Source organism: Trinickia sp. (assembly GCF_051961175.1).
Lineage (GTDB): Bacteria > Pseudomonadota > Gammaproteobacteria > Burkholderiales > Burkholderiaceae > Trinickia.
Window position 1 is genome coordinate 1 of sequence record NZ_JBQCDN010000097.1, and the last position, 12,094, is coordinate 12,094.

General features: G+C 59.2%; 13 protein-coding genes. 4 read left to right on the forward strand and 9 right to left on the reverse strand.

Annotation, left to right across the window (positions count from 1 at the left end; all coding sequences use genetic code 11):
• The 4 genes from ACTHL0_RS05040 to ACTHL0_RS05055 all read left to right on the forward strand — a co-directional run.
• The coding region (locus ACTHL0_RS05040) for a M15 family metallopeptidase (RefSeq protein WP_440565495.1) at positions 1 to 323 on the forward strand (323 nt) is incomplete at its 5' end.
• A gap of 92 nt (positions 324 to 415) precedes the next feature.
• Positions 416 to 4,417: a type VI secretion system membrane subunit TssM gene (tssM, locus tag ACTHL0_RS05045; RefSeq protein ID WP_440565496.1), complete on the forward strand. Its 4,002-nt coding sequence runs from the start codon at positions 416 to 418 to the stop codon at positions 4,415 to 4,417.
• Positions 4,414 to 5,400 carry a type VI secretion system-associated protein TagF gene (gene tagF, locus ACTHL0_RS05050; protein WP_440565497.1) on the forward strand — a complete coding sequence of 329 codons (987 nt, stop codon included), beginning with the start codon at positions 4,414 to 4,416 and terminating at the stop codon, positions 5,398 to 5,400. Before tssM ends, tagF begins: the two co-directional genes overlap by 4 nt.
• Positions 5,401 to 5,458: 58 nt before the next feature.
• Positions 5,459 to 6,394 carry an OmpA family protein gene (locus tag ACTHL0_RS05055; protein WP_440565498.1) on the forward strand — a complete coding sequence of 312 codons (936 nt, stop codon included), beginning with the start codon at positions 5,459 to 5,461 and terminating at the stop codon, positions 6,392 to 6,394.
• Between the two features lie 36 nt (positions 6,395 to 6,430).
• Here the strand turns inward: ACTHL0_RS05055 and ACTHL0_RS05060 are convergent, their stop codons facing one another.
• The 9 genes from ACTHL0_RS05060 to ACTHL0_RS05100 form a co-directional block, all read right to left on the reverse strand.
• Positions 6,431 to 6,661: a class I SAM-dependent methyltransferase gene (locus ACTHL0_RS05060; protein ID WP_440565499.1), complete on the reverse strand. Its 231-nt coding sequence runs from the start codon at positions 6,659 to 6,661 to the stop codon at positions 6,431 to 6,433.
• Positions 6,662 to 6,724: 63 nt separating this feature from the next.
• Entirely contained in the window at positions 6,725 to 6,970 is a 246-nt protein-coding gene (locus ACTHL0_RS05065; protein WP_440565500.1) for a hypothetical protein, read from the reverse strand.
• Between the two features lie 38 nt (positions 6,971 to 7,008).
• Complete coding sequence (locus ACTHL0_RS05070; protein ID WP_440565501.1) at positions 7,009 to 7,587, reverse strand: hypothetical protein; 579 nt, start codon at positions 7,585 to 7,587, stop codon at positions 7,009 to 7,011.
• 356 nt (positions 7,588 to 7,943) lie between these two features.
• The gene (locus ACTHL0_RS05075) at positions 7,944 to 8,372 is read right to left on the reverse strand and encodes a hypothetical protein (protein ID WP_440565502.1); all 429 of its coding nucleotides are present in this window, start codon (positions 8,370 to 8,372) and stop codon (positions 7,944 to 7,946) included.
• Between the two features lie 19 nt (positions 8,373 to 8,391).
• Positions 8,392 to 8,571 (reverse strand): hypothetical protein, encoded by a 180-nt coding sequence (locus ACTHL0_RS05080; protein WP_440565503.1) that lies wholly within the window; start codon positions 8,569 to 8,571, stop codon positions 8,392 to 8,394.
• 68 nt (positions 8,572 to 8,639) lie between these two features.
• Positions 8,640 to 9,125: a hypothetical protein gene (locus ACTHL0_RS05085; RefSeq protein ID WP_440565504.1), complete on the reverse strand. Its 486-nt coding sequence runs from the start codon at positions 9,123 to 9,125 to the stop codon at positions 8,640 to 8,642.
• 74 nt (positions 9,126 to 9,199) lie between these two features.
• Positions 9,200 to 9,634: a hypothetical protein gene (locus tag ACTHL0_RS05090; RefSeq protein WP_440565505.1), complete on the reverse strand. Its 435-nt coding sequence runs from the start codon at positions 9,632 to 9,634 to the stop codon at positions 9,200 to 9,202.
• Between the two features lie 673 nt (positions 9,635 to 10,307).
• Positions 10,308 to 10,547: a hypothetical protein gene (locus ACTHL0_RS05095; protein WP_440565506.1), complete on the reverse strand. Its 240-nt coding sequence runs from the start codon at positions 10,545 to 10,547 to the stop codon at positions 10,308 to 10,310.
• 230 nt (positions 10,548 to 10,777) lie between these two features.
• On the reverse strand, positions 10,778 to 11,260 hold the full coding sequence (locus tag ACTHL0_RS05100) for a tetratricopeptide repeat protein (RefSeq protein WP_440565507.1): 483 nt from the start codon (positions 11,258 to 11,260) through the stop codon (positions 10,778 to 10,780).
• Between the last annotated feature and the right edge of the window lie 834 nt (positions 11,261 to 12,094).

The window sequence follows — 12,094 nt, forward strand, 5'->3', positions numbered from 1 at the left end:
TGCTATTGGAAGGTTATCGGAGCCCGGATCGACAAAACCGGCTCGCGCAGCTGGGGGGCGTGACCAATGCGGCCGCATATCAGAGCTATCACCAATACGGCCTTGCCGCCGACAACGCCTTTTTGCGTGACGGCAAGGTCGTCATTTCCGAAAAAGATCCCTACGCCATGCGTGGCTATCAGCTGTACGGGCAAACGGCCGAGCAAGTGGGCCTCGTATGGGGCGGACGATGGAAATTGATGGATTTCGGACACGTCGAATATCACAAGCCCGGATTCGTCCTCGGACGTAGTAAACCGGTCGTTCCACTCCCGGGGCAATAGGCGACGATCGATCGCCGCGCGCCAAACGCAATGCCCTGCGCCGCCCGGCGCGGGGCCATTCGTCAAGACTTAGACCGTCAAGTTAAAGCCTTATGCAACGCTTCCTCAATGCGCTGACCAGCAAACGCACGATGACCGTCCTCGGGGTGATCGTCATCGCGGCCATCCTGTTCGGCGCCGCTCTCTGGTTCGATGTTCCGCTCGTCTGGCCCGCACTCGCGCTCGCCGGCCTCCTCCTGCTGATGCTGCTCGTCTGGCTCTGGCGGCGCATCGCCGCGCGGCGCGCCTCGGCCAAGCTCGGCGGCATGCTCGAACAGCAAGCCGAAACGGGTAAGGCGCCGCAGGCGAGCGGCGCCAAGCAAGCCGATCTCGACGTGCTGCGCACGCGGCTCACCGAAGCCGTGCGCACGATCAAGACGTCGAAGATCGGCCAGGTGTCGGGCGGCGCGGCGCTGTACGAGCTGCCGTGGTACATCGTCATCGGCAATCCCGCCGCCGGCAAGAGCAGCGCGGTGCTGAACTCGGGGCTGCAGTTTCCGTTCGCAGAAAAGAGCGACGCGATCGTGCATGGCATCGGCGGCACGCGGAACTGCGACTGGTTCTTCACGACCGAAGGCATTTTGCTCGACACGGCCGGCCGCTATTCCGTTCACGAGGAAGATCGCAGCGAGTGGCTCGGCTTTCTGAACCTGCTCAAGCGGCACCGGCCGAAGGCGCCGATCAACGGGATCATCGTGACGGCCAGCATCGCCGAGCTGACGAGCAGCCGCCCCGACGCCACGATCAACCTCGCGCGCAGCCTGCGTCAGCGTGTGCAGGAGTTGACCGAGAAGCTGGAGGTGTTCGCGCCCGTCTATGTGATGTTTACCAAGGCCGACTTGATCACGGGTTTCTCGGAGTTCTTCAGCGGCGGCGAGCGTCACGAATACGACCGCGTCTGGGGCGCCACCCTGCCCTACACGCGCGACGAGAAGCGCGATATCGTTTCCGTGTTCGACGAACGCTTCGAAGAGCTCTACGAGGGGCTCAAGGAAATCAGCGTCGCGCAGATGTCGATCAACCGCGGCTCGATGCTGTCGCCGGGCCAGCTCAGTTTTCCGCTCGAGTTTCTGGCCATCAAACCGGCGTTGCGCGTGTTTCTCGCGACGCTGTTCGAAAGCAATCCGTTCCAGTACAAGCCGATCTTGCGCGGCTTCTACTTCACAAGCGCGCTGCAAGAGGGCGAAACGAACAGCGCAGCCGCCGAACGCATCGGCCAGCGCTTCGGGCTCGCCGTCGACGGTCTGCCCAAGCCTCGGGCCGCTTCGTCTCAGAACGGCTTTTTCCTGCGCGACCTGTTCTCGAAAGTCATCTTCGCCGATCGCCAGACGGTGCGCCAATTCGCGAGCCCGGCCAAGACACGGTTGCGCTACGGCACGTTCTTCGCATTCGTGGCGGTACTGGCACTCGCGCTGGGCGGCTGGACATGGTCCACGATCGGCAACCAGCAGCTGGCAACGAACGTCCAGGCCGATCTCGATAACATCATGCGGCTGCAGAGCAACCGCAACGATCTCCAATCGCGCTTGCAGGCGATGGACATCCTCGAGGATCGGATTGAGCAGCTGGAGCAATTCAAGCGCAACCGGCCGCTCTCGGTCTCGCTCGGGCTCTATCAGGGCGATCGGATGGAGCAGCGCCTGCTCACCGAGTACTACCGCGGCGTGAAGCAGTTGATGCTCGATCCCGTTTCGCAGAACCTTGTCGCCTTCCTGCGGGAAGTCGATGCGCATCCGGATCAGCTCACCCCGCTCACGCATCCGCCCGAATCGGGCGCGATCCCCGTGTCGGCACGCACCGGCGATGCCGGTAGCAACGGCACCAGCGCCAACGGGAATATCAGCGCAAGTTTGAACGCCAATGCCAATGCCAACGCTAGCGCTAATGGGAACGGCACGACGCCTGCACAAGGCGGCTTGTATAGCGACGCGTCTCCGACCAACGTCGAAGATGCCTACAACGCACTGAAGACGTACTTGATGCTCTCCGACAAGCGCCACGTCGAATCGGCCCATCTGACCGATCAACTCGCGCGGTTCTGGCGCGGCTGGTTGGAAACCAATCGCGGCAATATGTCCCGCGACGAGATGATCCGCAGCGCCGAGCGCATGATCACGTTCTATCTCTCGCGCGTATCCGACGACGATTGGCCAATGATCGATGCCAACCTCTCGCTCATCGATCAAACGCGCGAGAGCTTGCGTCACGTCGTGCGCGGCATGCCGGCCCGCCAGCGCGTGTATGAAGAGATCAAGGCACGCGCATCGACGCGCTATGCGCCAATGACGATCGCGCGCATTGTCGGCGAAAGCAACGCGAACCTCGTCGGCGGCAGCTATGCGATCCCGGGCACCTTCACGCGTGAAGCCTGGTTCGGCTATGTGAAGCCCGCCATTCGCGATGCGGCCACGAAGGAGCTGCAGGCGAAGGACTGGGTCCTGGGCACCTCCTCGCAAGACGATTTGACGCTCGAAGGCAGCCCCGAGCAGATCCAGAAGGCACTCGTCGGCATGTACAAGACCGAGTACGCTCAGCACTGGCAGCGCTTTATGCAAGGCATCGCCGTGCGCGATTTCGGTACATTCGGGCAGGCGGTGGACGCAATGAACCGGCTCGGCGATCCGCAGGATTCGCCCGTGCGCAAGATCTTCGAAACCGCCTACGATCAAACGTCGTGGGACAACCCGGCGCTCGCCTCGACCACGCTGCAAAAGGCGCAGAACGGCGTAACGGGCTGGTTCAAGCGGATGTTCTCGTCGAAGCAGCAAGCGGCGCAAAACGCCGGGATCGATATCGAGGGTAACTTCGACGGCGCAACGACGGCCGGGCCCGTCGGCGTCGCGTTCAGCGGCCTCGCGCGGATTGTCGCGAAGCAAGACAACGCGTCGCTGCTGAACGGCTACATGGACAGCCTCTCCAAGGTGCGTACTCGATTCAACATCTTGAAAAACCAAGGCGACCCGGGCCCGGGCGCACGCGAGCTCATGCAGCAGACGCTCGACGGCAACGGCTCCGAGCTCGCCGATTCGCTGAAGTTCGTCGACGAACAAATGCTGACGGGCTTGAACGACGATCAGCGCAAGACGCTGCGTCCGCTGCTCGTGCGGCCGCTCATGCAGGCGTTCGCCGTGGTGATCGAACCGGCCAGCAATGAAGTGAACAAGGTGTGGAACGCGCAGGTTTACGAAACGTTCCAGAACGCGCTGGCGAACAAGTATCCGTTCTCGAGCGGCGCCAAGGTCGAAGCCGGCGCGAGCGAAATCGCGCAAGTGTTCGGTCCTGATGGTGCGATTTCGAAGTTCGTCGGTACGACGCTCGGCCCGCTGGCCGTGCGGCGCGGCGATACGCTCTCGCCGCGCACGTGGGGCGGGATGGGCATCGCGCTGGCACCGGACTTCACGAACGGCTTCGCGCGTTGGGTGGCCCCGCTCTCGGGCGCGGCGGCCGGCGGCGGAGGCGGAGCGGCGGAACCGCAGACGGTGTTCCAGATCCTGCCGCAGCCGGGCCAGGGCACGACCGAGTACACGATCGCCATCGACGGCCAGCAGCTGCGCTATCGCAATACGCCGCCGCAATGGACGAACTTCGTCTGGCCGAATCCGCAAGGCTCCCCCGGTGCCACGCTGACGGCGACGTCGTTCGACGGCCGCACGATCGAACTCGTGAACGAGCCGGGCCGCTACGGCTTGGAAAAACTGATCAACTCGGCCAAGCGCACACGCAATCCCGACGGCACATTCGCGCTGTCGTGGACGCAAGGCAGCGTGACCGTCGCGCTCAGCATGAAGATCATCAGCACGTCGCAGCCGTCGAGCGGCGGTGGCGGCAACGCACCGCAGCAGGGCAGCCTGGCGGGCGTGCGTCTGCCCGAATCGGTCGCGGACATTGCGGCGGCGCGCACGGCCGCGGCAGCGGTGATCGGCTCCGCACCGGCGGCATCCGGCACGGCTGCGGCCGGTGCGCTGCCGGCTGCGGGGGCCGCGATGCAAGCATCCCCCTCTCCCTCGGCCGCCAATGCGGCGGTCTCGAACCCAGGAACAGGAGCCGCGCAATGACGCAATCCGTGCAGGCGCAACTCGCCTACTTCGGCAAGATTCCTTCGCGCGGGGACTTCGTCAAAAGCACGCACAACCCGCAGTTGCTGCATACGCTCGACCGTTGGGTTGCGCAAGCCACCGAGCTGCTCGCCGAAGATCCGCGCTGGAAGATCGTCTACGACAACGCGAAGCCGATGCATTTCGCGTTCCTCGGCTCGCAAAGCCGGCTCGCGATCGCCGGCCATATGATGTCGAGCCACGACAACTCGTCGCGTCGCTTCCCGCTGCTTGCCGCGACGGCGCTCGAAGTTGAACGCCCCCTCGCCTTCCTTGCGCGCAGCCCGCTGGCCTTTGCGCGCTTATGGTCGCGCGCCGCCACGCAAATGCGCACGCTCTACGATTGCGAGGAGCCTACCGCGGCCTTGCAGGAGCTTGGCGATACACAGGTGGCGATCGATGTCGGCGTCTCCACGTCGCACGAAGGGACGTTTGCCGATTTCGTGGAGCATCAAACGCTGGCCGGCCTCGAGCAGATGCTGCTCGCGAGCGGCCATCCGGTGCGGCTGCGCGGCGCAATGCTCGCGCTTGGCTCGCTGCTGAAACCGGTGATGCAAAGCCATGCACCGAATCTCGAGCGCGGGCTTACGCTGCCGCTGCCGAACGACACGTTCTATCGCAGCCTTGTGGCGACGTTCTGGCTGGAGCTGATCGCCCCGTTCCTCGCACAGGCCGATTTCGAAATCGCCATTTTCATGGGCACGATCGCCGAACGCGAACGGCTGGTGATCGGCTTCAACGGTGCATCGGCGAAGACACTGCATAGCGTCATCGATCCGCAGGCCTACGCGACGCACAACATCGACATCGACGATCCCGAATGGATCGACGACCACGCTCAGAACGAACATGGAATCAGCAAGCTCGTCAGCTATCTCGATCAGCCGCAATTGTCGCTGCGTATCGCCCTCGATACGTTCCGCGAAGCGTTCGTTGGGGCATGAGGCGATGATGGGTATTTCGATTTCCGCTTCTGGGTCAAATTCGGATTCGGGTTCAGGCTTGACGCCCCTGCGTTTGCGCCGGGCTGCGTGGCGCGCGTGCGCACTGGCGCTCGCCGTGGCGGGCTCGTTCGCCGCTGTCGCTGCGCAAGCCGACGACTCCCCCGCCACGGTCAACCCGATCGCCAACAACGGGGCGCGCGTGCAGGCAACGCCGCTTCCCGCGCCGATGCAGCTGGCCGCGGCCACGCCCTCTGGCGCGATGAACACGGTGACACATATGCCCGCGCCAGCCGATGCGGCGCCGGGGCAGGTGGTCGTGAGCGGCAAGGTGCCCGACGAAGCCACGCATAGCGCCGTTTTAATGCGGCTGCGCGATACCTATGGCGCCGGCAACGTCGTCGATCAAATCGAGGTGGGTGGCGTGGCGACACCGCCGAACTGGAGCGCGAACGTCCAAAAGCTGCTCGGCCCGCAGCTGAAGCAGATCAGCAAAGGGCAACTCAAGATCAACGGCACGCAGATCGACGTGATGGGCGAAGTATCGAACGAAGCGCTGCGTCAGCAGGTGACGAGCGATATGGCGAACGCGCTGAATCCGACCTACACGATTCATAACGGCTTGCGCGTGAGTGCGTCGGAGCAAGGTTTGCTCGATTCGACGCTCGCGAACCGCACGATCGAGTTTGAAACCGGCAGCGCGACATTGGCGCCGGAAGGCCGCGCGATTCTGGACCAAATGGCGGCTGTGCTCGTGAAGATTCCGGGCAAGACGGTGGAGATCATCGGGCATACCGACAACTCGGGTAGCCGCGCGTCGAACGTCGCGCTGAGCCAGGCACGGGCCGATGCGGTGAAGGGTTATCTCGCCACCAAGGGGGTCGCCCCGCGCTCGATGACGACGATGGGCGTTGGACCGGATCAACCGATTGCGTCGAACGACACCGCCGACGGGCGGGCGCGCAATCGGCGGATTGAGTTTCGTGTGGGACAGTAAGTACGCGTCGCGCTCAGCGCTCTCGTCAATGACGGGCTAGGCGACGGCCAATTCAATCATCCGAGGCGAGAGATCGATGCCCGTCGCACGCGCGCCGCGGCGTGCGATGAGCCGCGTCGCCGCGCCCTCCCTGCATCCGAGATCGATGACTTCACGTCCGGCCAGATCCGGCCATTCGGCGAGAAAGCTCGGATCGTTGAACACCGCTCGATAGCGATCCATCCCGGAGCGCACGCGCTCGCACTCATACTGGCAGCTCGACTTCAACAAAAAATCCTTCTTTACCCGACAAACACGTAGGCTTTCGGGAGGAATATGAACGGCCTGCGCTCACCGATTACGCATACCCCCGCGTTGCTTGCCGACGAGATAAACATCTCTCGAAATCTCGTCACCATAGAGCAGCGCATCGTTGTATAACCGATTGTCGTGCGGAACCGGGCCAGTCTCCACCTCGCCATAGAATTTGCGATAAACCACTCGTTCCAGGTGATCCCATCTAAACATCACATCTTCGAACGGATAATCTACGTAGATGTCCTCGCGACGGAACCGTTCGCCCTTGTTGATGCCCATCAGAGCTTTCCTCGCTCGGTAATATGATGGCAGGAACGTCACTCGCCACGGCCTCCCGCCTTCGCTTGTTTCGGGGCGAACGCCACGGATGCGAGACATTCCGGGCTGCGCGCTTTGAAACCGAACGACAACATCCCCCATGGCAGCGACGCTGAGTACGCGGTGACTTCGTCGAGCGAACGACCACGCGGTGTATCGCTGATCTTTAGGTCGTTGTAGTGAACCTGCACAGCACGAAGACTTACGCACCCATCATCGAGGTTCAGCACGACGAACCCCGGATCGCCCGCCCCCAAACCAAGACGCAGGTCGACCTGCGCGATTCGCTCACCGTCGGACAATGAAACCGGACGCTCGTTCTGAAAAAAAATGGTGTCCGCGTTGCGGCGAACTTCGCACATAGGCGTGTCGAGAGCGCTTTCAATCTTAGCTTGTGTAAACGGAATCTGTTTGCTCACATCATCAATCGCTTGCCACAGGTTCACCGTAGCCTGCGTGATTTTTGAATCCTGCCTGGCCTGTGCGACCGCTTGACCGCATCCGCCCAGCCAAATGGCCAGACCAACGATGCGCAGAAAGTTTTGCACCCTATCGATGAGACGCGAGATTATTGTCACCTGGCTCCTTCAATCGAAACACATGAAACAGGCAGACGACGATGGCGGTGCCCTCGTCCTGCCTTTCGATAACCGAAAGCAAAATTGCATCGATGCCGCGCTTGCGGCCGGATCACGAAGGTTCAGGAACGATGCACAGTACGTCGACGCAAGCGAATCATATGGACCGGCACGTTGCGGCTACCTGGCATTGCTTCATTGTCTGGAACTTACTCCATCGTGAAATCGGCAACGGACAAATCTTTCTCTTGCGCTGCCATTAAGCTCGAACGGTGAAATCGCTTTCATCTATTCGCAAGAACTGATCTCGCGCAACATGATTGACGCGCAAACCTCGATCGCATAAGCACTTCCTATCAGACGCTCCAGCGCTTGACTAGCTCGCTCCGGCGCTGCGCATCCATTCGCAGTGCGTACACATACGCGAGAGGATCTTCATCCTCGTCTCTCTCCGGAGCAAATTTGTTGTAAGTCGGATCGAAAGCCCACCACGCTTCGTACTCTACAGAGAAATCACCGATCGAAAATGTCGTCGCTTTTTTATCAAAATCATGGGTGTAATTTACCACGACCGAGCCGTCAAGAGGCCATCGGCGCACACCGACTTGCAGCATTAGATTTCCGTGTTCCGCGTAAAGACAGAATATCTTTCCTTCCACGCGGTTGGCGCAACCTCTCAATGGCACCACTTCGCCCCCAGCAGGATGGAGAACGCCAGTCAATTTATAGAGAACAAGCTGCGGCTTGCCTGGAAGGTCATTCAACAGAACACGTGTCTCAGTCATTTTACTGTCGCTATTCCAGTCAGAGCAAACGTGTCAGAGCAGGCTCAGCCGTACCACGATCAGCGTATGCCAGCGCATTAGCCGGATCGATTTGGAGCACGTCACCATACAGAGCCAGCGCATCGTCAGTGCGCCCCTGGGTCAGGAAATCTCGCGCCCGCATGCAAAAGGGCGATAAATCCATTTTGTTTTCGCTCATTCAAATCACTCCCGATGAGGTGCTCTCAGTAGCCTCACCCTTCATTAATTTCACACGTACTTCGCGGCTCACATGACACCGCGATCCGTTTTCTCTATCAAGGAGAACAAGTACGCCAGCAACGCTTCAAGTCGGATCGCCGACGCAGATGGCCGCTTCGGATCTTGTCGAGAACAAGCGCGAAGGGACTCAGGAACCTCTGGACTCAGCCACAATTCCCGATGCTGGCAGACCGCATAGCCTTCGCCATCGATCTGCTCCACAAACATGTGGCCGTGCCACGCCTCTTCATACAATCGGCCGGAGATAGATTTTAGAAAAACCAATGCAACGTCCCCGACCGCGAGTGATATTTGCCCCCAATTTGGCGGACTACCAACAAATTCTATCTCCTGCCCGCACGATGCAGCATCAACCCCTTTGCGTGCCGAATACACCCGCTCGACGCGAGCCCTAAAGCATTGCGGCTGCGGCGACGCTACGATCTCGACCATCACCAAATCGCAGTTCGCCACTTTATCCGCCAAGAAACTCTTCGTGTCACGCTCGCTCATTCAGACACACGTCGCCAAGATCGAAGTGAGTTCAAAGAAATGGAGCCGCCACGGACTTGATAAAAGCCACCGCCCTAGGCGTATTTTTGAACCAGATGCTTTCTCCGAGTCTCCACGCTCATCATAAATCTGATGTAAGCACAAACATCCTCATCTTCGTCGCTCGACGACCCAAAAGCAGCAACGCCGGCGCCAGCCCCTATCCACCACGACCTATAGGTAATCCCGGCACTATGATTAGAGCCGCTCACCGAAAACGTCGTCGTACCATTTTCATTATGCTCATACGTCAATCTCACCCCCGGATCTTGCAAAGAAAACCTTTCTCGCCCTATGAACAAGTACAGTTCGCCACTCAGGCACGCCATCGCCACAACGGTATCACCAAGCAGATCGCAAACCCCGATTGCCTTAGCACCGTTCTGAGGAGAACTTGCTTCAAGCCAGGAGATCTTATTCGGATCGAAGTCGATGAACGTGCCGTAGTGGTTGAATTTTTCCAGCCACATTAAGATCTTCCGTCAATCACCATGAGTTAAGTGATTTATGCAGAAGGACGATAGTAGGAGAAGAAACTTCCCTTAGGATCATTTGTCACGCTCTCGTGTAGCCACGCAAAAAACCCACTAATGCTTTCATCGTCCGACCAGTTATCAACGACATCATCCGGCCGTCGGTAAGTCACATCGTATACGGGCGCCCCAGCTACGCTTAGCACGAATCGCGTTCGCCCGTCAGGCAGTTGCGATAACGCGGATGATGCCCCGGATCGCGTGAGCGGCCACTGGGTGCTGTCCAAAAAGGCCACGGGCCCTGTTTCCGTGGCGAACACGCCATAGTAGCGACCTCCTTGCTCCGTAAAGAACCCACGATCAACGACATCGCTCGGCTGCCGCGCCGAAACACTTACAACGCCCTTGTCCGTCGAGTACTTGAGGACATCGGCCGCACGATCGAAATTTTTTAGCAATACCGGAGTCATCGACTAATCTCCAGACTGACTGTACCGGTCCAGCCTTGATCTCTACGATCACCAAGTCGCAGTTCGCGACTGTTTCCGCTAAGAAACCCATGCGTTACTGAGGCGGTTTTCCGTTATTGCCCCCGCCTCTCGAGCTGCGAAAAAAAGCCGCATCGTAGCCGAGAGCCGTCGTCAGCAATTCATTTACGACTAACACTCGGTCATATCTGGGCAGTCAGCCTTGCCTCCACTCGCGTGTTATCGCGATAGACGCTTATTGGATAGTGACCGCCTGCGGATGGTACGCCTTCATACGCCACCCTCGTTATGTCCAGATCATCCGCCTTGAAATCAGAAAGGCGTAAGTTGTATTTCGCCAACGCCGCCGGATCATTGGTAATGTTCTTCCAACCTGGCGGAACCGCACCTGGCTCATAGACCGCGTTCGCAAGCTTCGCCATCTGTTGCGCCTTGGCGGTCGCCTGGAACTTGCGCCAGCCTCTCGGACTGCTGGATCAGCGGAAGCAAGCCCCGCAGCAATGACCGCCTGTCGGTTGGCCCACTCAATCGCCATCGCCTGCTCTGGCGTCATAAACAGCCCTTGATTCAGATGAATCACCGGGCCGTCGAGAAAGATGCCGCTTTGTTTGATCAGGATGCTCGACGCACCGTGCGAGACCCCGCCAATACATTACACACTCTTACGCAACTGCATCATCCTGTCCTTTATTTTGATAGACAGAGCGTCATCTGGACCGTAGGCAAGGCATTTCTCCAAATCGGCAACAGCAGCCCTCTTATCTCCCAGCGCCTCGTATACGTTCGCGCGATTATAGTAGACAAACGGTTGATCAGGGTTTATCTTCAACGCCCTATCAAAATAATCCAGCGATTTTCTGTAATCACTAGACTCGAGGTAAACGGTTCCGATCGTGCAATACACAGAAGCATCTGAATATCCTAGCTCAATCGCTCGATTCAGATCGCTCAACGCGAGATCTTTCTTCTTAATCATCGCGTAAGTCGTTCCGCGATCGGCGTATGTCATCGCATCATTAGGCGCAAGCTTCAGGATGTCGCCGTACAACCCAAGGGCATCTTCGATTCGGCCTTGTGACACGAAGCCACGCGCTCGCATGCGAAGAGCTGAAAAATCCAAATCATGACCAGCCATTTCAACCACCTCCGAAATTCCACCTCTCAGCACCTCGCGCGGTCACTTTTCGCAATCGCGTTCAACGCTCCTAATAAGTTCTTCCAGATAATCTTCCAATACATCGAATTTAACGAGCGAGTAATTTCGCCTAGTCGGGTGTTGATGCGACGCGGCCTTCACGGCCGCTGGCAAATCACCCCGCAACCCGAGGTCCGGACAGTGCACACTAACATAATGTTCACCATCCGTTTTCTCCCAAATCATGTGCCCGTGCCAGGGATATTCATTAAAGATTCCCGATCGCTTTTTGATGAAAAGCAAGGCGCGCTCCCCGACTTGGAGGGGAGAATTCCCCCAAGTAGCCGGCCCACTATAAAACTCGATCTCCGATCCAAGATCTTCCCGTTTGATCCCGTGCCGGCAGGAATAGATGCGCTCCACCTTGGCACGAAGAACGCAAGGACGCGGAGACTCAAGCACCGAAACGAACACTAGGTCGTAGCTTCTCACCGGCACGGTGAACAAGCTTGTGTTTGCACTCATCAGTCCGATACCCCCGGGTTCCAAGGTGTTCCCAATTTTTCAAGTTCAGGCATGTAGGACTGCAACTTCCCTGTTGTCTCTGGAATCGGTATTCCGAGGCGACCAGGAAACGTCGCGCAGTTGTATGTATCCGCGGGCCACTCACCTGACTTGGGTGGCCATTGATACCGAATGTTATCCATAGGCCCACGCGCGACCAGTTCTTCGTGCGCAGCCACTATAGAGTCAAACTGATCCTGCGTAACAGGTATCTTCCCTTCGTATACAGTCTGTGGTGCCCCACCTCGGCCGCGAGCGGGACGCGGGGCG